Origin of the sequence: Shewanella chilikensis (assembly GCF_002836945.1) — a bacterium.
GTDB lineage: Bacteria > Pseudomonadota > Gammaproteobacteria > Enterobacterales > Shewanellaceae > Shewanella > Shewanella chilikensis.
Genome location: NZ_NIJM01000016.1, coordinates 66,649 through 89,101 on the forward strand (window position 1 = coordinate 66,649; position 22,453 = coordinate 89,101).

The window sequence follows — 22,453 nt, forward strand, 5'->3', positions numbered from 1 at the left end:
TTCATTGGCGACGATTTGCTGTTTCATCTGCATCTCCTGTTGATTGAGCTCGAAGCCGCTCCGGTTCAGCGCTGCAACTTTGCTCGCGCACCCGGCGGATATCCCTGAGCAGGTTTTGCAGCAGCTCGGAATCATTGAGCCTTTCCACGGCCAACGAATAACGTCGGCGCCAGTTGGGATACTCAGCGCTGGTGCCCGGGATATTGACCGCCACCTTATCGCCGAGCAGATCTGTCAGCGGCAGGCTGAAAAGCGCACTGCGCCCCGAGGCGACTGTGACGGCGAGGTTATGGATCAAGTTGTGGGTATAGGTGACAGAGTTCGGCTCAAGTGAAACTTTTAACTTGTTTTCAAAGGGATAAAATTGCGACAGCCAAACTTCAAGAGCCTGAATATCCCTGCGGCGGTCTTCGCTTTCCCTTGCGTATTGTTCAGCGCCCAGCAGGCCAATTTCCCACCTGAGCCTGAGATCTTCTTCTTCCAGCCAGACTTTGAGCGGCGCTACATCATGGTTGCTCAGCATCATGATGGCGTTTGGCTTGTAGTCATTTGGCGGCCGAAATCCACCAAAGTCAGGGAAATCCTGCTGCTCACGGCAAAAATAGAACAGCTCATTGGAGTACAGCCCGCCAAGCTTAAGCGGCGCTACGATTTGCGCTGGCACCAGCCCAAGGTCTTCGCCAATCACCAGGCAGCGGGCACGCTGGCTCTCCAGCAATAAAATCGCCAGCAGGGTATCGAAGGGGTAATAGACATAGGCGCCTTCAGGCTCGCCAGACTCAGTTTCGACTGCAGTTTCAATCTGGTTTTCGGCGCCGGCCGGCCACCACCAGAGACGAAACAGCGACATCACGTGATCTATCCGAATGGCACCACAGTGGCGCATGTTGGTGCGCAGCAACTCAATAAAGTGACTAAAATCTGCCTGCTTGAGACCGACGGGATCCAGAGGCGTCAGCCCCCAGTTCTGCCCCTGGGGCGCAAAGGCATCCGGCGGCGCCCCTATGCTGGCACCTTGGCAAAACTGACTCTGATGCTGACTCACCTCAGTGCCGCTGCCAACTGTGCCGACAGCCAGATCCCGGATAAGGCCGATACTCATGCCGGCTTCTATGGCGCGGGATTGACACAAGGCCAACTGCTCTTCGGCAACAAACTGCAGATAGAGATAAAAGTTGGCATCTGTGGGCCAATCTCCGGTGGCGAAACTCGCCTGCTCCCGGGCATAGTGCTGCAACGCCAGTCCCTCCCGACTCACAAAGCCTTCGTAGCCCAGGCGCCTGGGAGCATCCTTGGGCAAAGCGTTGAAACGCAGCCACATTGCTTTGAGGCGGGCACACTTATCACGGCTGACAGCGGCATAGTCTAGCCAAGGGCTGAAGGCCGTTTGCTCGGCAAAAGATTCAGCATCACGGATTGATGCCATCCCTTCGGCGCAGAGCGGCGGCGAGATATACAAGGGGTGCAGGCGGCGTCTGTCTATTGGGCTGTAGGGACTTGGGGAGGCATCCTCAGTGAGCGCCAGCGCATGCAGGGGGTTGAGCAGAATAAAGTCCAGCCCCTTGGGGGCCAGTTGGGTTATCAGCTTCAGTAAGGCTCCAAAGTCGCCCATTGCCTCTGGGCCGGGAGTATCCTCCTGCCAGAGCGAAAACAACTGCACGCTGACGCCCCAGGGCCTGCGGTGAGGCTCGGTTTGCCGCGCCCTGTTTTTTTGCAGTACGCCTTGAAAGGCCTGCCTTGGCGCCACCATCAAGGTGCCCATAGCAAGCAGCTTCTCCTCGCCATCAGGCTCGATGATAGATAAAGACACCCTGTGGTAGCCAAGTCCTGCGGCAATGCCACAGTTGCCGGAAACCTCGTCCAGTTTAAGCTCGAGCTCAAGATAGCAGCGCTCACCGATACGATAATCGCCGCGCACCGGGCAGTCTGCCGCTGAAAAGCTGACAACAAACTCCTCACCCAGTTCACTCGTCAGCGTCAGCTGCATCGCCTTGGATGGCAAAGACTGCGCCTCGAGTCTGAACCTCAGACCGAGACTGTCGAGATAGCACCACTGAAATGAAGGCAACAGCTGCTGCCAGGGCTCGGCATCGAGCTGATAGATCCGCCGCTCAATCCAGAGCTCGCTCGCCTCTTCGGGTATAGGGCCACACATGGCGCTGAGGATCTGTTTGCGTGTGCCGGCCGATGTAGGGCAAAAACGCCCATAGCTGTCGCTGAAGCCGTCCCCTATCCCTTGCAGATACAGCAACTTCTCCAGTCCCATCTCAGCACTCCACGCCAATCACCTTAAGTTCCCTGTGAGCAGATAGCATGCCAGGGCAAAATAACAGCAATAAGACAGAGGTGTGTCAGCCAAGTGACAAGTATTTAATATTTTAATTCAGTAGCTTGTGAAAATTCGCCCTGATGCTTGGCGAGCGTCTCGCAAAAGGCATCAAAAGTAAATGAGTTGCACCAATGACTCAAGACTGTGCAATCTTTCACCAATTGAGTGCAAGACATCGCCGACAAAAGCCGGGATTGGCAACCAGGGGTTGAAAACGGGGTTCAGACAGAAATCAATCTTGGGGTCGCTGACGGCGACCCGCTTGTAAAGAGGAAAGCTCAGCTCTTGGTTTGCTTTGGGGTCACAGCTTCCGGCTCATCGCTCGGCTGAATTTGTCCCACCAGCAGCATGGGGGCGGCATCCAGCTCTTCGGCATCCATCATGGTGGCAATCCGCTCCACGGCCGACAAGAGCTGGCTCTGCTCCCAGGCCTCCAGCGCCTGATAGCGCTTGATAAAGTGCTCCTGCAGCGGTTTGGGCGCCTGTGCCAGCAAGGCAGCACCGGACTCACTAAGCAACAGGTGTACCTTGCGCTTATCGGTTTGGCTGCGCTGACGTATAACCAAGCCCTTGGCTTCAAGACGGTCGATGATAGTGGTGACTGTGGCAGGACTCAGATTGATCTCGGTCGCCACCTGTTTGGCGAGCGGCGATCCCATGGAAGCGATTTTCTGCATCACCATAAGCTGCGGTCCGGTGAGGCCCGAGTGCTTACTCAGTTGCCTGGAATGCAAGTCGATGGCGCGGATCACTTTGCGCAGCGAGATTAATAACTGCTCATACTTTTCCATGAATACTTCCTACTCACACTGGTTCGAAAAGGGCTACTGAAATCACAGCTAGCCGAAAGGCGCCAGCTTATCAGAAAAGCCCGGCAAACTCATAGCCCATCAACTTAATAGCTGAATTTCCCAAAGTGTCTGCGCCGACAAACGCAACTTTAGATCAACAAATCATTCATCTTTTGTTGATACGAAAACCTCATAATGCAATCATTAGACAACTAACGATTAGGGCTCAAATTAATTATTGAGTATTAATTATCAGAAAAGGACTATCCCCATGTCGGCCACCAGCCTGAAGTACAAGAGCGAAGAAAATCCTATTCCACTGAAAGTCATCACAGAGAAGCGGCCATTTTCCAGCCATCAGGCGCTGATGCAGTTTGATGTTGCCAATCGCTCCTGGCGGGAAACCTTGTCGCTGAGCTTTAAGAATGACAAGCAACTATCCCAGGTATTCAACAATATTCGCGCGGTTGATGACCAAGTTTATGAAGTGATTGCCGCCAGGATCACCCCTTATATAGCCCAGCTGATGGACAAAGATGATCCCAAATGCCCAATTCGGTTGCAGTATGTTCCAGAACAGGATGAGTTGGAGGTCGCCCCCCATGAAATGGGCGATCAATTGGCGGAAGATGACATGATGCCCGAAGGCACCTCGATAGTGCACAGGTATCCCAACCGGGTGTTGTTCCTGGTACACAACATCTGCGGCTCCTATTGCCGCCACTGCACCCGCAAACGCATGGTGTCCGATCCGCTCAACGTGATCTCCATGGACAGAATACGTCGCTCGGTGGAGTATCTGCGCCAACATACAGAGGTGCAGGACGTGCTCCTGTCGGGCGGCGATCCTTTGCTGCTCACAGATGACAAACTGGATGAAATTCTGTCTATGATCCGAGAGGCCAGACCGGATCTGAAAATACTGCGTATCGGCAGCCGTTTATTGGCGCAGCTTCCTACCCGGGTCACGCCCGAGTTGTGCCGGGTACTGAAGCGTAACCGAGTCACACTGATCAACACCCAAGTAAACCATCCCAGAGAAATCACCCCTTTATTCAGCAAACATATCACTATGCTCAGGGAAACCGGCATCATGCTCGGCAACCAGAGCGTACTGATCAAAGGCGTCAACGACAGCATAGATACTATGCAGGAACTGGTGATGGAGTTGGTATCCATAGGCATACGTCCCTATTACGTCTATGCCATGGATCCGGCGCCGGGTAACAGCAAGTTTCAGGTCAGTTATCAGCGAATGCTGAAAATCTATCACGGCATCCGCGGCTGGGTATCCGGCCCGGCTATTCCCACCTTTATCGTCGATGGCGTCGGCGGCCTGGGCAAAATGCCGGTGCAGCCGGAATATGTCAGCAGGCAAACTGGCTCGGAAGGCGAGCGCCTGATAGCCACCAACTTTGAGGGGCGCAGTGCCGACGTATCATTCCTGCTACAGGAGTAATCCATGCACCCTTTGGATTATGGGATTTTCCTGGCGTACCTCGTAGGTTTACTTGGGTTTGGTTACTTCCATTTCAAACGCCACAGTGACGGTGATGACTACTATCTCGGTGGCCGTAATATCAAAGCCAGGCACGTAGGCTTTTCCATTGCCGCCACGGATGTGGGCGGCGGATTTTCCATAGGTCTTGCCGGTTTCGGCTTCAGTATGGGGCTGGCGGGCAGCTGGCTGCTGTTTACCGGTTTGCTGGGGGCCTGGTTATCGGCTGTGTTTGTTATTCCCAGGGTCAAACGTCTGGAGCAGGGCGAGCGCTTTTATACCTATCCGGATCTGCTCAAGCACAGATTCGGGGCCAGAGTCGCCATGTTGGCCGCCTTGATCTCCTGTATCGGGTATCTGGGGTTTACCGGCGCGCAGATCCTCGCCGGTGCCAAACTGGCGGCCGCGACCCTGTTGCCCAAGGGCTTCGATGCCTTGCCGCCGCTGCAGTTGGCACTCTGGGTCATAGGCGGAACCACCATACTTTACACTGTATTTGGGGGGCTCAAGGCGGTTATCTATACCGACAGCGTACAGTGGCTCATTTTATTGCTGGGCTTGATTGGCTTTACCCTGCCCTACGCCCTGGTGGAGGTCGGTGGCTGGCAGGGGCTGAGCCGCAATCTACCGCCGTCCCACATGTCACTGACCGCTATAGATCCCATCACGGCCATCAATTGGCTACTCACCATCACACCTGTGTGGCTAATTGCCATGACTCTCTATCAGCGAATGTTTGCCTGTAAAGATAGCGCCACCGCCAAGCGCGCCTGGTATCTGGCCGGGGTGCTTGAGTATCCCCTGATGGCGATATCCGGGGTTTTATTGGGGATGTGCGCCAGAGTCATGTTGCCACATATGGACAGTGAAATGGCGGTGCCGGCGATGATCCGCGATCTCTTGCCAATGGGCTTTACCGGGCTGATTATCGCGGCATACTTTTCCGCCATCATGTCCACCGCCGACAGTTGCCTGATGGCGGCATCCGGCAACCTGACCCAAGATCTGCTCGGGCTGGATCCCAGAGGGAACAACACCCTGAGACTGTCGATGATTGCCACTCTATTGCTGGGGCTGGCAGCCATCTACCTCGCCAGTCAGGCCAGGCAGGTATTGGATGCCATTCTCTATGCTTATGCCTTTATGGTTTCCGGGCTGTTTGTCCCAACTCTGGCGGCGCTGTTTTGGTCCAGAGTCAGCTCCACTGCGGCACTTTGCGCCATGTTAGGGGGCGGCCTCACGGCGTTGGCGCTACTGACAGAGTTGCTCAAGCTGCCGGATGGCTTGGCAAAACTCGGTCTGGATCCCAGTATCTATGGCATTTTGGTCTCCGCCGGATTGTTGCTACTAGTCAATGTCATTCACCAACCAGCTCCCAAGCCCAGGCTCACCTCACATCAGGACAGTTAACACTCATGACCCGAGCTCAATTTGATCAGCAACTCAACTTACTCGGTGCCCACATCCAGCATGGCCCGGCCAATGATCGCATCTATCTGATCTCCCTTGGTAATGCCTCCCCCGGTCCTTTATTGGATGCGCTGAATGCTCTGGCGCTGCAACATGGCTACGGCAAGATCATCGCCAAGCTACCTGAGCACAAGGCCGGCCTGTTTCTGGCATATGGTTTCAGCGAAGAGGCCAGGATCCCCAATTTTTATCAAGGCCAGGACGCCGTATTTCTCGCCCGCTACCAAGACAAAACCAGACAATTTCGCAACATGCCGGAGTTGGATACCCTGCTGGAGCGCGCCAGGGCGGATATCAAGCCTGACTTCCATTCACCGGCCGAGGTCAGTCGCTGCCGCGAAGAGGACCTGCCACAGATGGCCAGGCTCTATGCCGAGGTGTTTCCCAGCTACCCCTTCCCCATTGAAGATCCGGAATTTTTGCGGCAGAGCATGGCCAGTGATGTCGACTACTTTGGGATCCGCCAACAAGGGCGACTGATAGCCCTGGCTTCGGCAGAAAAAGATCCCAAGAGTCTCAGTGCAGAGATGACAGATTTCGCCACTCTGCCACAGGCTCGCGGACAGGGCTGCGCCAGAGCCTTGCTGGCACATATGGAACAAGCAATACTCCACCAGGGCTACCGAACCGCCTATACCATAGCCAGAGCCGTTTCCGTTGGTATGAACCGTACCTTTGCCGCGGCAGATTACCGCTATGGCGGCCGTCTGCACCTTAATACCCAAATAGGCGGCCAGATAGAGAGCATGAACCTCTGGCATAAATTACTTGTTTAGCTACCACTTATGTGGTACTTAAAGGATCGGTCTACCACGGAAAGGTTCGATTACCCAATATAAATACGGGACTTTGTCGAGAAAATTCCATGCTTTCGACTAATAGCCCTCCCCTTGTTAAGGGATAATATGGTGACCGTGGGACCCCTAACCACCATGGAAGGAAAGGTGTTATCCGCATATGTGTCATAAAAACAGCTTTTATGTCACTTAGTTTCATTTCTCTCTTAATTTTCTTTCTTTTTGGCGCAATTCTTGGCGCCACCTCACACTTTTTGGTCAGATGAGTTGGTAATTTGACATCAAGAGAGAGATACAGATTTCATTTTCAACAGCATATACAGGTGAACTTATGGCTGCTAAATTCTTTATCCCTTCAGTAAACGTCCTGGGTCAGGGCGCTGTAGACGATGCTATCGGTGATATCCAGACTCTGGGATTCAAACGAGCCCTGATAGTGACAGACAAGCCTCTGGTCAGCATAGGTCTGGTGGGACAGATCGCCGAAAAGCTGGGACAGGCAGGTATTAGCGCCACAGTATTCGATGGCGTTCAACCCAACCCAACCGTTGGCAACGTGGAAGCAGGCCTTGAGCTGTTGCGTGCCAACGACTGTGACTTCGTAATCTCCCTGGGCGGCGGTTCACCACACGATTGCGCCAAGGGTATTGCCCTGGTTGCAACCAATGGAGGTTCCATCAAAGACTATGAAGGCCTGGATCAGTCAGCCAAACCCCAGTTGCCTTTAGTGGCTATCAATACAACGGCCGGCACCGCCAGTGAAATGACCCGCTTCTGCATCATCACAGATGAAAGCCGCCATATTAAGATGGCCATTGTTGACAAGCACACTACCCCCATCATCTCGGTCAACGACCCTGAACTGATGCTGAAAAAACCTGCCAGCCTGACCGCGGCAACCGGTATGGATGCCCTGACACACGCGGTAGAAGCCTATGTTTCCACAGCAGCTAACCCCATCACTGATGCCTGTGCCATCAAGGCCATTGAGCTTATTCACGCCAACCTGGTCAATGCGGTAGAGCATGGTGACAATATCCAGGCCCGTGAACAGATGGCTTACGCCCAGTTCCTCGCCGGTATGGCATTCAACAACGCCAGCCTGGGTTATGTACATGCCATGGCGCACCAGTTGGGTGGTTTCTACGATCTGCCCCATGGCGTATGTAACGCCCTCTTGCTGCCTTATGTGCAGGAATACAATGCTCAAGTGGCGGCACCAAGACTGAAAGATGTTGCCAAAGCCATGGGTGTTGATGTCAGTGCCATGAGCGATGAACAGGGTGCTGCGGCGGCAATCAAGGCGATTAAAGAATTGGCTTCGGCAGTAAAAATCCCTGAAAACCTGACAAAAATTGGAGTAAAAGCCGAAGATATTCCTGTACTTGCAGAGAATGCTCTGAAAGATGCCTGCGGCTTTACCAACCCTAAACAGGCGACTCACGAGGAAATTTGCCAAATTTTCACTAACGCACTTTGATACATTTGTAATATAATTTCATTGTCCGCTTTTTCCCTGCAATGAGAAAGCTGTACAAGAGGCCCGCTCACAGAGCGGGCCTCTTCTCTTGCAGTTACCACTCGCTTCAAGCTTCCAAGCCCATCAGCTCAGCATTTCAACGGTTATTCGGCAACAGCTAAATTTTGAGATCTGTCCCCGGTTTATTTCTGTCGAATACAGGCTAAATGAGATTAACAACAGCAAGCAATAAGGAGTACACCCCCGCGTTTGTAACCCTTGTCACAGTGGCCGATTGTTAGTTCAGCCCCTATGATGAATTCAGGAATCAACCAGGCAGGATCCCTTATGACAGCCATTAGCCAGATAATCAATTACACAGTTCGTTGCCCCCACTACCAAGATCAGAGCGCCGAAGCCACATGGCGCAATCACATCGAAATCAATCACTCGGCAGAAATCGCCCTTGACCGACTTAGTAAGTGGCATGCTCACTCAGGTAACAGGGTATTTTGTTTTCAAAACATAGTGGTGCGTAAGGCAGAAAAGGAGGAGGCTTACTTCGCCATGATCAGCGAAAGATTAAAATCCTCTGGCCATGCCCTGATCACGCTCAAAGTGTTTATGGACAAGTGCACCAAAGATACCTCTGTTGAGGAGATAGTGGAACACATATACCAAGACTGCCAGACTCGCCTGAAAAGCCTGGGTTAAACCGCCCTGAAGCTGATTACCCCTGAGTCAATTAAGCTGCCATAGGCAGTACTCTCAATTGGCCGTATCCTTGTCATTTCTGGTAAAGATACGGTCAAACAAGCGCTAGCTCACAGATTTACTACGGACAACGGCGATAGATCACAGTTATTCAATTCATTCCGGCACAAATCCGATAGATAATATCATTTTTGAGAAAATCATTTCCTTATTTTTCAAAAGCTAATAAAAGAAAACTCAAACTTACCTCAGATATAATCCATTTTTAGGCCAATTGTTGGCAACCCCTGGCGCTGCTAGACTTTCCTGCGCGGGCCAAAGTCTAAAGATCTCAATCATTCAGGCCTTGCGGGGTTGATGCAAATCAGGGCGACCGAGTTCGCCCGCCGAAACAACAGAATTTGTTTTTAAATCTGCAACAGGAAAGCCATTAAATGCACGAGTTAGCCAATATCGTCATCGTCGGCGGCGGCGCCGGTGGTATGGAGATCGCCACCAAACTGGGCCATAAACTGGGTCGCAAAGCCAAGGCCAGAGTCACGCTTATCGATGTCGCCGACAGCCATGTCTGGAAACCCCTGCTCCACGAGGTCGCCACAGGCGCATTGGATGTCGGGGTTGATGCCATCAGCTACCGCAGTCACGCAGCCGCTCACGGCTATCACTTTCAGCAAGGCGCCATGACGGACATAGACCGCAAGGCCAAGCAAGTGATACTGGCGCCCATTTGTGATGACAAGGGTGAAGAGCTGTTGCCATCACGGCGCATCGACTATGACTATCTGGTGGTTGCCATCGGCAGTATCGCCAACGACTTCAATATTCCCGGGGTGCGGGAACACTGCGTCTTCCTCGACAACACAGAGCAGGCCATGGCCATCCGCCAGCGCTTGTTGAACAAGTTTATGCGTTATGCCAGCCATCAACAGTTGGATGAGAAGATCAAAATCGCCGTCGTCGGCGCCGGTGCCACCGGGGTGGAGATGTCGGCCGAAATGCATCACGCAGTGGATCAGCTCAAGGGCTTTGGCTACAAGATAGATACCAGCCTACTGGAAGTCACCCTGATAGAGGCCGACAAACGAATACTGCCCAAGGTGGAAAAAGAAGAGATCTCGGCGGCAGTCGCCAGAGAGCTGAGCACTCTGGGAGTCCGGGTGATGACCAATACCCGTATCACCCAGGTGACAGCCAAGGCGTTGACTACCAGTGAAGGCGAAGAGATCCCGAGCGATATGGTGATCTGGTCCACCGGGGTCAAGGCGCCTGAGTTTCTCCACGGTATTGGCGGCCTGGAAAGCAATCATATCCATCAGCTGCTGGTCAAACCCAATGCCCAAACCACGCTGGATGAGCATATCTTTGCCATTGGAGACTGTGCCGCTTGTCCGCAACCGGACGGCAACTGGGTGCCGCCAAGGGGCCAGGCCGCCAGGCAGATGGCCTTGATGACAGCGGATAACATCATAGCCATGCTCAGCGGCAAGACTCCCTCAAAAGAGTACCTTTACAAGGATCTCGGTTCACTGGTGAACCTGTCGCGCTTCCACACGGTCGGCAACCTGATGTCTTTCATTGGTGGAGGCGTCATGGTCGAAGGCAAGATAGCCAGATTTGTCTATACCTCTCTCTATCGCCGCCATTTGATAGAGCTTCACGGCGTGGTCAAGGGCACCCTGCTGATGTTTGCCAAGGGGATAACCCGGATAATCCATCCCCACCTCAAGCTGCATTGATAAAGGGGGCGCCAGGCGCCCCTCTTTTATTTGCCACGCCGGCAAGGCTATAATCGCTGCTGACTTATTTACCCGTAACAGACGAATTCAGATACTGCCTATGACAGCTCAATCCACCGACTTTTCCAATATCAACCAAAGCAGCGCCCAGTCCTTCAAGGCGCAGAAGAATCTGATCAAACAACTGCTGGCCGGTAAAAAAGTGCCCTGCCCTAAATGCCAACAAGCCTTGAGTGCCACCTTACCACCGGCAAAATCCACCTCAGAGCTTGCCAGCATCCGCTGCCCCAAGGGCTGCACTGATATTGAGCTGGAAACCGAACTGCCGGGCAAGTGAGTAAGCCCAATAAAAAAGGACCGCAACAGACGGTGGAAATCATCTGCTGCGGCTGCAAGGCAAAACTGTTCAAATATCGAAAGGGCGGCAAAGGCGCCTTGGTTAAATGTTTTGTCGAACGGATCCTGACAGATCATACGCAAACGCCCTGTACCTGCCCCGGCTGCGGCCAGGTCTTCGCACGTCAGGCACTGATCCGCGGCGTGCCTGCATTCAAGATTATCGGTGGCAAGGCGCGCATGAATTAGCCCCCTTGTGCGGGCGCCGAGCCTTTGCGGCGCAGATAGAAACGGTAGTATCCCAACAGATTGCTGCCGATAAACACAGACTCCATCAATACCGCCATCGGCGAACCCAACAGGATGTTATTCAGCAGCCAGCAACCGCTGCCGATGAACATCAGCTCCCTTAATCGTTTGTCATCACGGCAAAAGGCCGCCCTGGTCTGCAACAAACTGCCGGCCAGACTCAAAAGATCGAGCCATTGATTGAAACTCAGGGCCACGGCTGTGACCGAAGCGGCCATAAACAGCCACATCAGACGTCTGTCGACGGTGAAGATACTGACAAAGAATCTGACACTGGCAACCAACATTAAAATGGCCGGGCTCCAGTGGTTGAGCAAGATAAAATGCGCCGAGATCAGCAGGCCCGACACCAGCAGACAAGCGAGCACGGCACGCCTGTGCCTGAACTGGAATGACAAAAGATCGCTAAGCAGCGCCAGAGTGACCAACAGCTGTGAAATAACAAAAATGGACAACACAGTATCCCGGAAGATTGAAACCGGCCGCTATTGTGCTGTGCCATTGAGGCGATGGCATTAACTTAGGTTAAGACGCCGGCGAATACGGCTGAGGCTCTCAGGGGTGATGCCGATATAGTTGGCCAACTGCACCTGGCTCAGGGTGCTTATCCAGTGTGGCCAATGATTTTTTAACCACAGGTAGCGCTGCTCTGGCGACTTGAGCAATAGAAAAGCTTCTTTCTGCTCCTTGTAACGCAGTTGGGCACGCAGCAATGAAAGCTCGGCACGCTGAAACCCGCCAAGCTCAAACAGGCTCAAGGGCACGACCACCAGAGTACTGTTTTCCAGTGCTTCAAGTTGATAACGGGCAGGCTCAGCACTGAGAAAACTGCTGTAAAGCAGGCAAAATTCGCCAGGGAAATAGAACTCTTTGCAGCGCTGCTGACCATCACTCAGATAGTGGCAGGCCCGCAGCAGACCATTGAGCAATAAAAAGCCCGACTGCTGTTTGCCACCTTGTGCCAGCAGCACCTCACCTGCCTGACAACTTTTCAGCTGAGCCTTATCCAAGAGTGGCGCCACAGCACTGGGTTCAAGCCCCAACTCAAGGAAAAAGTCTGTCAGCACCCGGAAAGCGGCCTGATGAGGCATAGATTCATGGCTCATTCAGTCGGGCGCCTATTGGGAAGAAGACGGCAGAATCGAGGTAAGCGTCACAAAGAAAGTGCGTTCCATATACTCGCCCGGCGCTTCGGCCATGGATTGCTCTTGGGTGCGGGTCTTCAGCGCCAAAGTCACGCTGTAAGGCGGGTCGAACGGCTCTTTGGGGGTGATGGCTTCTATCTCAATTCGGTCGCCGAGAAACTGGCTGGCCAGATGCGCGATGGCGCCGGTTTGATAGTCGAATCTGAACATACCCAGATACCAGAACACACCAGAGCCCTGGGTTGTCACCGCGAAGGGAACAACAAACTGCATCGATTCGGCATTGCCGGGCAAGTTTAAGGAGGTCAGCTTACGATAATCGAGCAACACCTCCCCACGAACCACTTCATCCTGATATTCGCCAAACGCCAGATGCTGCTCTTCTTTAAAGCCGGTAAGAGTGACGGCCTTATTATTGTCCGGTAAACGGATCCTGAACTGTTCTCGGGTGTCCAGATTGAACAGCCGCTGCATCACACCTTGAGCCCCGCCATCGAATTCAGCCAGTGGACGCACCATATCGTTTTCCCTGACATAGAGGTCATCCTCGGTGAAGTTGAACCTGTAGATCCCAAGCGCAATCACCGCCAGAAACACCAGACCCAACACTAGAGCCACACGAATAAACAGCTTCATAATTCATCCTATCAACAACAAACCCAACCATATCGGCACACTGGGCTTACCTTAACCTCAAAGCCAAGTAGCCGCAGCCGGGATCTTAGGGCCTGTCAGCCCGGGTTCAGTCAAGAGCGCAATATTTAATATCTGTTGAAACACCCACCTATGACTGAAACGTTAGCCATCAAAGGTACTTGCCAATGAGTTTCAGCCAACCAGCTTCAATGCCATCTGTTTATAAAATACAGTAGCAGACAACTGAGTCGCTGAGAACTCGGGTTTGGTGATTGAGAACTCGGGTATTTACAACCCGAGCTGCAGATTGAATGACAGAAAAAGCGCACTGATGAAACCTCACTGCTCCACCAAGGACGGAAGGTTACCTTTACTCAAGATAGATGGCTCAAGATAGATAGCTCAGGACTCGAGCTCTGCCAGCCACACTTTGAGTAAAGCCGCCAGCCTCTGCCTGTCTTTGGCAGAAATGCCCTTGAGCAACTGCTGCTGAGTCGCCATATGAGCAGGCAGTGCGGCCTCAACTTTGGCCTTGCCTTCGACGGTTAATCTTACATTCACCGCGCGGCGATCTTCGGTGCTGTGGCTGCGACAAATGAACCCTTTCTGCTCCAACTTATCCAAACGGCTGGTCATGGCGCCTGAGGTCAGCATCATGCTCTGGTGCAATTGCCCCGGAGTCAGAGTGTATGGCTCACCGCTGCGACGCAAGGTTGCCAGCACATCAAACTCCCCCTGACGCAAGCCAAATTCGCTATGGCAACGGAGGATTTCAGCATCTATATATTTGTAGATCCTGGCCAGGCGGCCAAAGACTTCCATCGGCTGCAGATCGTCAGTCACCCCGGCAACCAACCACTGGCTGACTATGGTGTCTACCCCATCCTTGATAGCTGTGGATTGCGGCTTGTGGGCTTGTGGCTTGTGGGTTTGTGTTTTTAGCTCTTCCTGCGACATAACTATCTCTATAGCAAGATTCTTTATAAGGAATATTATGCCAGCAAGCGGCTATTCCCAAGCCTGAAAAGCAAAAACGCCGCAGAAATCGATTTCTGCGGCGTTTTTTTACTGAATCAATCAGTGAAGAGGCGAATAACTCCCCTTATGATTTCTTCACATAACAGCTCAGGATAACGATGCGAGTGCCATTGACCCGGCCTTCGATATGCTCAGGGTTATTGGTCAGAGCTATGTTACGCACGGCTGTACCGCGCTTGGCCACAAAGCTGGTGCCTTTCACGTTGAGATCTTTAATGATCACCACGCTATCACCGGCGGCCAATTGAGTGCCGTTGCTGTCCAGTGTCGGCGCCGAATCATCGCTCTCGGCCGCCAAAGACTCGGCATCGCCCCAAGCTTTGAGATCGTCTTCCAGATAAAGCATATCCAGCAGATCCTGAGCCCAACTCTCGCCATTGAGACGCTTGAGCATGCGATAAGCCATGACCTGCACGGCAGGAACCTGACTCCACATACTGTCGTTCAGGCAACGCCAGTGGTTAACATCCATGGTGTCCGGAGCGGTAATCTGGCCTTCACAGGTAGCGCAGATCATAATGTCGCTATCTGTGCGATCACCCGAGTGAGGCAGATCATAGACAGACAGAGCGCCTTCGGCTCCACAGAGTTCACATTTCCCGCCACAGCGGCTTTGCAGTTCAGTTTCTGAAGTCATCACTAATATTCTTCGTTCAGGCAAAACGCACATTATGCCGCAAAATCAGAGCTTGATCAGGTTTGCAGCTCACAAAAGCACAAAATAACTGGGGTTTTATCAGAACTGGTACGCCAGACTGAGGCGAATATCCCGTCCCTGAGCCGCAATGCCATCGGCCAGATGCGGACTGTAATACTGGTTGGTCAGGTTACGCAGCGCCAGCCTCAGCTCAAGCCCCTGCAACATATCTTCCGGCTGGAAGCCAAGATACAAGTCTTGCAGAAAATAGGCCTGGCTCGGTCTATCGCTGACAAACAGGCCCTCATCCGGCACCTTCTGCTGCGCATCATACCAACTGCCACGCCAGGAGAGCGACAGCTCGGGAGTCAGGTAATACCCCAGGTGCAGACGCATATTGAGCGGAGGAATGTCTGCCAAGTTTTCATCCCTGCCACTGCTGTCACGCAGGCTGCCGCTGTGCTTGCCGCGGGTATAGGAAGCCGTATAGTCGGCAAACCAATCGTGCCAACGGTATTGAGCCTCGAAGTCGCCACCGTAGATATGGTAGCCGTCGAGATTCACATAACCGCTCTCAAATGGTTGACTCTTGTCGACCCAGAGCCCTTTGCGCTGGGCGATATCCTGTTTTCCCTGATTCCAATACAGAGTCAGTTGGGTCGAGAGCCTGTCATCACCGGCGAAGACCCCATCAAAGGCGCTGCTCAGCCCAAGCTTATAGGCGTGCAGCCGCTCGACATCTATCCCGCGACTGGTCGCCTGAGCACTACTGGCCTTGGCATATTGCACCGCGTAAATCTCATCCACCACAGGTGCCTGCAGGCTGTAGGCATAATCCAGGGTCAGAAAGCTGACATCACCGAGACGGTATTCCAACCCAAGCCTTGGCGACCAACCGCTGTGGCGGGTAGAGGAAAAATCATGACCGACACTGGGGTCGTTGTAATCCGGCGCCAGATTACCATGGCCTATGCTGTAAATACTGTCGAAACGCAACGATGGTTTTAGAATGAGGTTATCCGTCAGGGCAATGCTGTCGCTGAGATAAAAGGCGTAGGTATCCTGGCGACCTCCAGGCTGGTAGTAAGGCGTGTACAGGCCGAAGTTTTTCTCCGCCTTGTTCTGATAACTCTTGTTGAATACCAGTGAGCGGCGATCGAGCGAGCGGTACTGCAGCCCCACAGTCAATAAGTGGTCACCCAACTGGCTGGTGTTGTTGATATCGATAAAGTCCCTGTCGTATTCGAGCCAGGACTCATGGCCAAAGTTACCCACAGAAACAAACATCTTATCGAAGGCTATCTGGGGCCTTACCCAGTGTCTGTCGTTACTGCTGCTGGACAGCGCCAATTGCAGATCCCACAGCGGACTGGCCGGTGTATAACGGTAGTTGAGTGAAACTGTGCTGTCTTTGTAACTGTTGAGGGCGGTATTGGCGTATTCTGCCGCCTCAAAAGAGCCGTACTTTTTGATATTAAACTCAGATACAGTGGGCATTTCGCCGCGGCGGTTGGCCCAGGGTTTACGGCCTTCATCATCGTAGGAGGTATAGCTCAAAGACAACTTGTGCGCTCCCAGCTCATAATCCAGCTTGGCCAGGAGGTTGTTTTGCCGATAGCCTGAGAAACGAAACACCTGGCCGTTGCCCAGCTCAAGATCGCCGGCATCTTTATAGCTGTAGTTAACAAGTGCCGACAGCCCTGAGTTCAAGCGGCCATAAAGCATACCTGTGTAAGTCTCCAAGCCGTTGTTATCGGCATAACTGGCCTTGACTCTGGCGCCCAATTTTTTGCCGTAATCCAGAAAATCATCGGCACTCTTGGTCACCACATACATGGAGCCACCGAAACCACCATTGCCGGAGCGGGGATCGTGGGCGCCCTTGATCACCTCAATTCGCTTGACCATATCCGGGTCGATAAAGAAAGAGCCGTAGCGATACTGTTCAAACCCGACCGGGGCGTTGTCGACATAGACATTGAGATCTTCTGTCTCACCAAAGCCCCAAACATTGATTTTCTCACCGCCGCTACGGGGGCCGCCATCAAGAGTGATGCCGGGCACAGTGTCCAGCACTTCGGCAAAGTTTCCCGCCTGTTGCTCCTCTATGTCCTCCAATGTCACCAAGGCTTCGCCCGGACGGGTCAGCGTCAGTTCCCGACGAAAAGGCTGGCCACGCACCTCTATGATCTCTATCGCTTCCACCTTAGGCTCACCCAGCACACTGCTACCACTCTTGGACGGCAGAGAAGTTGCGGCCAGCAAGGGCCAGGGCGCCAAGGCACACAGCAGTAATGGCAGCTTGCCGCTCGGCGCCATTCGCCGGGATTGTTCGCTTGTCATCTATCATCTCCCCTTAAAAATAAGGCGGCATTATAAGAACCAAGCTTACAAATGAGAATTATTCTCACCGATATTTACATAGGATCCAATTTGGTTATCTTTGTTTTAAAAATGTAAAACCACTTGACTCACAACAGGCTTTCACCTGAGATATCGCCCTGAAGAAAATGGAGAACAAAGATGAGCTTCAGCGAACAAGGTTTTGCCTTTCTGACCCGGCTGGAAAACAACAACGACAGGGCCTGGTTCAAGCAACATCAGGACGAATATGAAACCCTGCTCAGGGGGCCGGCACTGACATTTATTGAACAGATGCAGCAGCCTATTCAGGCCTTGTCTCCCAGATTGACGGCGGTCGCCAAGAAGGTCGGAGGCAGTTTGATGCGACCACAGCGGGACACTCGCTTTGGTCACGACAAGTCGCCCTACAAGCTCAATGTCGGGATCCAGTTTCGCCATTTTCAGGGTAAGGATGTCCACGCTCCCGGGTTGTATCTGCATCTGGCCAACGATGGCTGCTTTATCGCTGCCGGGATCTGGCGCCCCGAATCCAAGGTGCTCGGCGCCATCAGGCAATGTATCGACGACAACCCACGCGCCTACAGTAAGGCGTTGGAGGAATTACAGCGCCATGGGTTTACGATGGACGGTGACAGCCTGATGCGGCCACCCAAGGGGTTCGATAAAAGCCACCCATTGATAAACGAGTTGAAACGCAAAGACTTTGTGGCGCTTAAGATGCTGACAAAAGAGCAGGTTTGCAGCAATAATTTTGTCGACTTCTGTGCCAGTGAGTTCCAACACACCCAGGCGTTGATGCGCTATCTGTGTTTCGCCCTGGACTTGGATTATTGATGTCTGTTCCTGGATTATTGATTGCCGTACCCGGGCTTAAACTGCCCAGGTACAATCCGGCTCAACGTCCAAGCTGAGCCCGCATCACACTCAGCGCCTGCTGCAACTCCTGATGCAAACCGGCCTTGCCTAGCACCCGAATTCCCTGCAGTTGCAGCAGTAACCAGGCCGCGAGCGCCTCGGGATTGTCGCTGCTAAGCTCGCCGCGCTCTCTGGCGTGGGTCAACGCCTTGGCAAACGCCTCCTTGATGGAGTCAAACAAGTGCCGACTCTCTTGCTGCACGACAGCATCCTCCAGGCTCATCTCCAGCAGCGCATTTTGCAGGAAACAGCCGTATTTTTGCTCTCGCTGCTGGGCCACAAACTGTTCAAGATAATCAATTACCTGCTGCAACCCTGCGCCTTCGGCGCGCAGGCTGTCGAGCGCTGGCAACGAGTTTTGCTGCAGATACAGACGCAGCGCCTCCCGGTACAGATTCAGCTTGTCGCCATAGGTGTTATAGAGACTGAATCTGTTGATCCCCAGATGCTCCACCAGATCCGCCACTGAAGTGGCGGCATAACCCTTTTGCCAAAAGAGCTCCATTGCCAATTTCAGCTTATCTTCCCGGTCAAAATTGCAACTTCTTGCCATACTGCTCCCAAGCGTTTCCAGCGAATGACGTGCTGTATATTTAGTCAAATTAATTCTTGACTGATCGTTCTGATATCCCCTAAAGTCTAACCTAAACGATCGTTCCGAAAAAGATTTGAATACATTTTCCTGACAGCCAAGCCAGGGGCAAAACGGCCCAAGACAGATGGAGAAAGATAGATGAAGCTGTATGAACTCGGACCTACCCCAAGTGCCCGCAGAGTCAGTATTTTCATGGCGGAGAAAGGCATAGATATCGAGCGGGTACACGTCGATCTTCGCGGCGGAGAAAATCTCTCGGCCGAATTCAAGGCCAAGAGTCTCAATGGCCGCATTCCGCTGCTGGATCTGGATGATGGCAGTTATCTGTGCGAATCTGTGGCCATCTGCCGTTATCTTGACGAGTTGTTCCCTACCGAACTCAAGCTCTTTGGTAGCACACCGCTGGAGCGAGCAAAGGTGGAGATGTGGCAACGCATCGTTGAACTGCAGGGGTTGTTACCTGCCTTTCAGGCATTTCGCAATATCAGCGGCATCTACAGCGACCGGGAAACCTGCATTCAAGCCTGGGGCGAAGAATCCCGCAAGCGCCTGGAATCTTTCCTGCCTCTGCTGGAGCAGCGCCTGAGTGAATCCCCTTATCTGGCCGGTGACAACTACTCCATTGCCGATATTACCGCCTATATCTTATTGGGATTCATCAAAAATCTGCAGATTTCACTGCAACCTTTCCCTGTGCTCCAAAACTGGTATGAGCAAACCGGACAACGCCCGGCAATGAGCCAGCCAAAACAAGGATAAAAGCAAGGATAAAATCTAGGAGACACACATGATTGAACTCTATACCGCCGCCACCCCCAACGGCTTTAAAATCAGTATTGCCCTGGAAGAGATGGGCTTGCCTTACCGGGTACACCATCTGGATCTCAGTGCCAATGAACAGAAACAACCCGAGTTTTTAGCCATCAATCCCAACGGCCGGATCCCGGCCATCATAGACAGGGATAACAATGATTTCGTGGTGTTTGAATCCGGAGCCATCCTGCTTTACTTGGCTGAAAAAACAGGGAAATTCTTACCTGCTGATGCCAAGAAGCGCTCCAAGGTCATCCAATGGCTGATGTTCCAGATGGGCGGCGTAGGCCCCATGATGGGACAAGCCAATGTGTTCTACCGCTATTTTCCGGATAAGATCCCGGCCGCGATAGAGCGTTATCAAAAAGAAGGCCGGCGCCTGTTTGAGGTGATGGATAATCAGTTGGCCAAACATGCCTATCTGGCCGGTGATGAGTACAGCATAGCCGATATGGCCACCTGGCCCTGGGTGCGGATCTATGACTGGAGCGGCATAGATATTCAAGGCCTGCCTCATCTGCAACGTTGGCTCGATACGCTGGCTCTGCGCCCGGCCTGTCAAAAAGGCATAGTCACCCCGGAGTCCAGGGACCAGTTAAGCGATGAAGACAGCGCCAAACAGATAGCGCAAATGGTTACCCGCTAAATCTGAGTCGTGTGGTAAGCAATAGTAGACAGTAGCAACCATTAGCAAACATTAGCAAACAAGGTGCCGGGGACAGGCCGCGGCACTTCTGTTAATATTGGCGCCATTGCTATCCCCACTTGATGCAGAGAAACCTTTGACCGCGCCAAGCCCTTCACTGACTCCGGCCCAAAAACGTGCCGCCAGTTATGCCAACACCATCAACACACTGTTTACTGAAATTCTCGACAGTCGCCAGAGTGCCGATCGGGTGCTGGCGAACTATTTCCGCAGCAACAAGAAACACGGCTCCAAAGACAGAAGAGTCATTCGGGAAACCCTGTTTGCCTTGTTTCGTTGGTGGGGTTGGTTACAACAACTTGAAGCTACCGATGAGCAAAGCCTGTGGTTCCAGCGCCTGGCATTGGCGGCGGCGATAGAAGCCCACCCTTGGACGGACATTATCAGTGCCTGGCAGCAACAAGCGGGCAAGTCATTTGCCCTGCCTGAGCAGGCTCTGGCCCCCAAAGCCGCCGCCGCATTGGTATTCAAGGTCTCTGGCCAACATGTCTTGGCAAGAGACCTGGCGCCGGACTGGTTCTGGCAGGCCGTGGCGCCGCTGCCAGCGGCCCGGGAAGAGCTGCTGATAGACGCGCTTTGCAGTCGCCCGCCTATCTGGGCCAGGGTGCAAAATATGCCGCTGTCCAAAGCCCTGGCCGAACTCAGAAGCGCCGGAGTCGATGCCAGCGCCGCCCCCGTCTTCAATGACGCCATCAGCCTTGGCAGCAAGAGTATCAACCTCAATGAAATCAGACTCTATAAAGAAGGGTTTATTGAAGTGCAGGATCTGGCCTCCCAGGTCATAGGCCAGGTTTGCGCCCCAAGAGCCAATGAAAACTGGTGGGACGCCTGCTCCGGCGCCGGTGGCAAGAGCCTGCAACTCAGTTCGCTGATGCAGCAAGATAGTGCCGCCAAAGGCGTTTTTGGCACTATTACCGCCTCGGATATCCGCCCGGCTGCGCTCAATGAACTGGAAAAACGCGCCAAACGCGCCGGTTTCAACATCAAGGTTGCGCCTTGGCGCAGCGATGCCCTGCCGGTTGCCAGAGAAACCTTCGACGGCGTGCTGGTCGATGCCCCCTGCAGCTGCACCGGCACCTGGCGCCGAAATCCGGACATGCGCTGGCTGGATGACAGCCAGGCCATCAGCGATAAACCCGCGCTGCAGCTCGACATACTCAGCCGCGCCTGCGATGCGGTCAAGCCAGGTGGCACTTTGGTTTACGCCACCTGCTCACTGGCGGACAGCGAAAACCGCCAGGTGGTCGATGCCTTCCTGGCCAAGCGACCCGAGTTTACTCTGGAAACGCTCAGCCACCCATTCAGCGGTGAACAGACGCAGTATTTGACGATTTGGCCCTTTGAAGCCAATGCCGATGGGATGTTTGTTGTTCGTTTTCGTAAACAAGGCTAGCAAGAGTCAGGTTAGTGCCTGAAGATAACCGGGGACAGACATGCAATAATTTTTACCTTAAGACGCTAAATTTCTCACTTTAGCTTGACCGGCGCTTTAGGTAAAAAGGAGCGGTGCAACCTATATGCACTGTGTTATTGGAAATGGATCATGTCAAACCACTATGATTTCGACGACAATGATGCTCCATGGGGAGATCATGTCAGAGGCAAGCAAAAGAACAAACGGGTCAAACAACGCCGCCGGGACAGCAAGAGACGTTATCCGGACGAATATATGGAGCCTGAGTTCCTCAGAGATAAATGGAAATAATCTTGGCTTAATCTCAAGAAAACCAATCAACAACAAAGGGGCTGAAGGTGCGAATAAGCCCCATTTGTGCACTGCATCGACTCACCTGTCTAGGCTACGCCAATTTGCAACAACGCCAGCGGCGGCTCCGGAGGGGGTATTGGTGCAATTCTGTTAACCCTGAGTAGCTTGAACTATTTGAAAGATCTGCAGGCATACACCTCATTTTCAGGCACAGGCGAAACTGTGACCGTCGAAAACAGGGACGTTTTCGTCGAGGCTACATGGACGTATTCACGCCGTGTCACAGGAGCGCCTGTGCGAAAGGCGCACCGCAGGTGATTGGCGGCTGCTTAGCCAGAAGCTAAGACCTAGTTTATTGATGAGTTTTGACTTAAAGCCATGATAGCCGCTGTGCCAGCGGCCTAAAGTCGTGGAGCTTCGCCCCACACCCGACCAAGAGAGGATCTGCAGCAATCCC

The 22,453-nt window shown here is 53.1% G+C and carries 23 protein-coding genes; 13 read left to right on the forward strand and 10 right to left on the reverse strand.

The window, feature by feature from the left end; genetic code table 11:
- Window position 1 precedes the first annotated feature (1 nt).
- The gene (gene malQ, locus CX651_RS08225; protein ID WP_101055440.1) at window positions 2-2,266 is read right to left on the reverse strand and encodes a 4-alpha-glucanotransferase; all 2,265 of its coding nucleotides are present in this window, start codon (window positions 2,264-2,266) and stop codon (window positions 2-4) included.
- A 341-nt stretch (window positions 2,267-2,607) separates the two neighbouring features.
- Window positions 2,608-3,120: a MarR family winged helix-turn-helix transcriptional regulator gene (locus CX651_RS08230; protein ID WP_025011422.1), complete on the reverse strand. Its 513-nt coding sequence runs from the start codon at window positions 3,118-3,120 to the stop codon at window positions 2,608-2,610.
- 271 nt (window positions 3,121-3,391) lie between these two features.
- On the opposite strand from CX651_RS08230, the gene CX651_RS08235 reads away from it, so the two are divergent.
- The 8 genes from CX651_RS08235 (at window position 3,392) to CX651_RS08270 (ending at window position 11,379) form a co-directional block, all read left to right on the forward strand.
- Window positions 3,392-4,579: a KamA family radical SAM protein gene (locus CX651_RS08235; protein WP_101055442.1), complete on the forward strand. Its 1,188-nt coding sequence runs from the start codon at window positions 3,392-3,394 to the stop codon at window positions 4,577-4,579.
- Between the two features lie 3 nt (window positions 4,580-4,582).
- A complete protein-coding gene (locus CX651_RS08240) occupies window positions 4,583-6,028 on the forward strand; it encodes a sodium:solute symporter family protein (RefSeq protein ID WP_101055443.1) in 1,446 nt (481 codons plus the stop codon).
- A gap of 5 nt (window positions 6,029-6,033) precedes the next feature.
- Window positions 6,034-6,864 (forward strand): putative beta-lysine N-acetyltransferase, encoded by an 831-nt coding sequence (ablB, locus tag CX651_RS08245; RefSeq protein WP_101055444.1) that lies wholly within the window; start codon window positions 6,034-6,036, stop codon window positions 6,862-6,864.
- 352 nt (window positions 6,865-7,216) lie between these two features.
- Window positions 7,217-8,365: an L-threonine dehydrogenase gene (gene yiaY / locus CX651_RS08250; protein ID WP_101055445.1), complete on the forward strand. Its 1,149-nt coding sequence runs from the start codon at window positions 7,217-7,219 to the stop codon at window positions 8,363-8,365.
- Window positions 8,366-8,692: 327 nt separating this feature from the next.
- Window positions 8,693-9,058, forward strand: a complete 366-nt coding sequence (locus tag CX651_RS08255; RefSeq protein ID WP_101055446.1) for a cytoplasmic protein — start codon at window positions 8,693-8,695, stop codon at window positions 9,056-9,058.
- A gap of 434 nt (window positions 9,059-9,492) precedes the next feature.
- A complete protein-coding gene (locus CX651_RS08260; protein ID WP_101055447.1) occupies window positions 9,493-10,794 on the forward strand; it encodes an NAD(P)/FAD-dependent oxidoreductase in 1,302 nt (433 codons plus the stop codon).
- Window positions 10,795-10,894: 100 nt separating this feature from the next.
- Window positions 10,895-11,131 carry a hypothetical protein gene (locus tag CX651_RS08265; RefSeq protein ID WP_101055448.1) on the forward strand — a complete coding sequence of 79 codons (237 nt, stop codon included), beginning with the start codon at window positions 10,895-10,897 and terminating at the stop codon, window positions 11,129-11,131.
- Window positions 11,128-11,379, forward strand: a complete 252-nt coding sequence (locus CX651_RS08270) for a hypothetical protein (RefSeq protein WP_028778989.1) — start codon at window positions 11,128-11,130, stop codon at window positions 11,377-11,379. The genes CX651_RS08265 and CX651_RS08270 overlap by 4 nt, the downstream gene beginning before the upstream one ends.
- On the opposite strand, the gene CX651_RS08275 is transcribed toward CX651_RS08270, so the two are convergent.
- The 6 genes from CX651_RS08275 to CX651_RS08300 form a co-directional block, all read right to left on the reverse strand.
- Window positions 11,376-11,894: a YgjV family protein gene (locus CX651_RS08275; RefSeq protein WP_101055450.1), complete on the reverse strand. Its 519-nt coding sequence runs from the start codon at window positions 11,892-11,894 to the stop codon at window positions 11,376-11,378. The two genes, CX651_RS08270 and CX651_RS08275, sit on opposite strands and share 4 nt — an antisense overlap.
- Before the next feature lie 60 nt (window positions 11,895-11,954).
- Window positions 11,955-12,545, reverse strand: a complete 591-nt coding sequence (locus CX651_RS08280) for a Crp/Fnr family transcriptional regulator (protein ID WP_101055452.1) — start codon at window positions 12,543-12,545, stop codon at window positions 11,955-11,957.
- 12 nt (window positions 12,546-12,557) lie between these two features.
- Entirely contained in the window at window positions 12,558-13,220 is a 663-nt protein-coding gene (locus CX651_RS08285; RefSeq protein ID WP_101055454.1) for a hypothetical protein, read from the reverse strand.
- Between the two features lie 402 nt (window positions 13,221-13,622).
- Window positions 13,623-14,177: a MarR family winged helix-turn-helix transcriptional regulator gene (locus CX651_RS08290; protein ID WP_101055456.1), complete on the reverse strand. Its 555-nt coding sequence runs from the start codon at window positions 14,175-14,177 to the stop codon at window positions 13,623-13,625.
- 145 nt (window positions 14,178-14,322) lie between these two features.
- A complete protein-coding gene (locus CX651_RS08295) occupies window positions 14,323-14,895 on the reverse strand; it encodes a PhnA domain-containing protein (protein ID WP_039034741.1) in 573 nt (190 codons plus the stop codon).
- 99 nt (window positions 14,896-14,994) lie between these two features.
- Complete coding sequence (locus CX651_RS08300) at window positions 14,995-17,238, reverse strand: TonB-dependent receptor domain-containing protein (protein ID WP_229839736.1); 2,244 nt, start codon at window positions 17,236-17,238, stop codon at window positions 14,995-14,997.
- Between the two features lie 180 nt (window positions 17,239-17,418).
- Between CX651_RS08300 and CX651_RS08305 the strand changes: the two genes are divergently transcribed.
- Window positions 17,419-18,093, forward strand: a complete 675-nt coding sequence (locus CX651_RS08305; RefSeq protein WP_101055460.1) for a DUF2461 domain-containing protein — start codon at window positions 17,419-17,421, stop codon at window positions 18,091-18,093.
- A gap of 61 nt (window positions 18,094-18,154) precedes the next feature.
- On the opposite strand, the gene CX651_RS08310 is transcribed toward CX651_RS08305, so the two are convergent.
- Window positions 18,155-18,727, reverse strand: a complete 573-nt coding sequence (locus tag CX651_RS08310) for a TetR/AcrR family transcriptional regulator (protein ID WP_101055462.1) — start codon at window positions 18,725-18,727, stop codon at window positions 18,155-18,157.
- 180 nt (window positions 18,728-18,907) lie between these two features.
- On the opposite strand from CX651_RS08310, the gene CX651_RS08315 reads away from it, so the two are divergent.
- From CX651_RS08315 to CX651_RS08330, 4 genes are all read left to right on the forward strand, one after another.
- Window positions 18,908-19,528 (forward strand): glutathione S-transferase family protein, encoded by a 621-nt coding sequence (locus CX651_RS08315; protein WP_101055464.1) that lies wholly within the window; start codon window positions 18,908-18,910, stop codon window positions 19,526-19,528.
- A 28-nt stretch (window positions 19,529-19,556) separates the two neighbouring features.
- The gene (locus CX651_RS08320) at window positions 19,557-20,228 is read left to right on the forward strand and encodes a glutathione S-transferase family protein (protein ID WP_101055466.1); all 672 of its coding nucleotides are present in this window, start codon (window positions 19,557-19,559) and stop codon (window positions 20,226-20,228) included.
- A 136-nt stretch (window positions 20,229-20,364) separates the two neighbouring features.
- Window positions 20,365-21,681, forward strand: coding sequence for an RsmB/NOP family class I SAM-dependent RNA methyltransferase (locus CX651_RS08325; RefSeq protein WP_229839737.1), 1,317 nt, complete (start codon window positions 20,365-20,367; stop codon window positions 21,679-21,681).
- A 150-nt stretch (window positions 21,682-21,831) separates the two neighbouring features.
- The gene (locus CX651_RS08330) at window positions 21,832-21,993 is read left to right on the forward strand and encodes a hypothetical protein (RefSeq protein WP_037437387.1); all 162 of its coding nucleotides are present in this window, start codon (window positions 21,832-21,834) and stop codon (window positions 21,991-21,993) included.
- 273 nt (window positions 21,994-22,266) lie between these two features.
- On the opposite strand, the gene CX651_RS20095 is transcribed toward CX651_RS08330, so the two are convergent.
- Window positions 22,267-22,453 (reverse strand): hypothetical protein (locus CX651_RS20095; RefSeq protein ID WP_232788329.1); only part of this gene is annotated, 187 nt, incomplete at its 5' end.

What these genes read in the sequence shown, in the direction of transcription:
- CX651_RS08265 (WP_101055448.1), top strand. Translation starts at nt 10,895, where the DNA reads ATGACAGCTCAATCCACCGACTTTTCCAATATCAACCAAAGCAGCGCC.
- CX651_RS08320 (WP_101055466.1), top strand. Translation starts at nt 19,557, where the DNA reads ATGATTGAACTCTATACCGCCGCCACCCCCAACGGCTTTAAAATCAGT.
- CX651_RS08315 (WP_101055464.1), top strand. Translation starts at nt 18,908, where the DNA reads ATGAAGCTGTATGAACTCGGACCTACCCCAAGTGCCCGCAGAGTCAGT.
- CX651_RS08230 (WP_025011422.1), bottom strand. Translation starts at nt 3,120, where the DNA reads ATGGAAAAGTATGAGCAGTTATTAATCTCGCTGCGCAAAGTGATCCGC.
- CX651_RS08305 (WP_101055460.1), top strand. Translation starts at nt 17,419, where the DNA reads ATGAGCTTCAGCGAACAAGGTTTTGCCTTTCTGACCCGGCTGGAAAAC.
- yiaY (WP_101055445.1), top strand. Translation starts at nt 7,217, where the DNA reads ATGGCTGCTAAATTCTTTATCCCTTCAGTAAACGTCCTGGGTCAGGGC.
- CX651_RS08295 (WP_039034741.1), bottom strand. Translation starts at nt 14,895, where the DNA reads ATGACTTCAGAAACTGAACTGCAAAGCCGCTGTGGCGGGAAATGTGAA.
- ablB (WP_101055444.1), top strand. Translation starts at nt 6,034, where the DNA reads ATGACCCGAGCTCAATTTGATCAGCAACTCAACTTACTCGGTGCCCAC.
- CX651_RS08285 (WP_101055454.1), bottom strand. Translation starts at nt 13,220, where the DNA reads ATGAAGCTGTTTATTCGTGTGGCTCTAGTGTTGGGTCTGGTGTTTCTG.
- CX651_RS08310 (WP_101055462.1), bottom strand. Translation starts at nt 18,727, where the DNA reads ATGGCAAGAAGTTGCAATTTTGACCGGGAAGATAAGCTGAAATTGGCA.
- CX651_RS08255 (WP_101055446.1), top strand. Translation starts at nt 8,693, where the DNA reads ATGACAGCCATTAGCCAGATAATCAATTACACAGTTCGTTGCCCCCAC.
- malQ (WP_101055440.1), bottom strand. Translation starts at nt 2,266, where the DNA reads ATGGGACTGGAGAAGTTGCTGTATCTGCAAGGGATAGGGGACGGCTTC.
- CX651_RS08240 (WP_101055443.1), top strand. Translation starts at nt 4,583, where the DNA reads ATGCACCCTTTGGATTATGGGATTTTCCTGGCGTACCTCGTAGGTTTA.
- CX651_RS08280 (WP_101055452.1), bottom strand. Translation starts at nt 12,545, where the DNA reads ATGAGCCATGAATCTATGCCTCATCAGGCCGCTTTCCGGGTGCTGACA.
- CX651_RS08300 (WP_229839736.1), bottom strand. Translation starts at nt 17,238, where the DNA reads ATGACAAGCGAACAATCCCGGCGAATGGCGCCGAGCGGCAAGCTGCCA.
- CX651_RS08290 (WP_101055456.1), bottom strand. Translation starts at nt 14,177, where the DNA reads ATGTCGCAGGAAGAGCTAAAAACACAAACCCACAAGCCACAAGCCCAC.
- CX651_RS08235 (WP_101055442.1), top strand. Translation starts at nt 3,392, where the DNA reads ATGTCGGCCACCAGCCTGAAGTACAAGAGCGAAGAAAATCCTATTCCA.
- CX651_RS08260 (WP_101055447.1), top strand. Translation starts at nt 9,493, where the DNA reads ATGCACGAGTTAGCCAATATCGTCATCGTCGGCGGCGGCGCCGGTGGT.
- CX651_RS08330 (WP_037437387.1), top strand. Translation starts at nt 21,832, where the DNA reads ATGTCAAACCACTATGATTTCGACGACAATGATGCTCCATGGGGAGAT.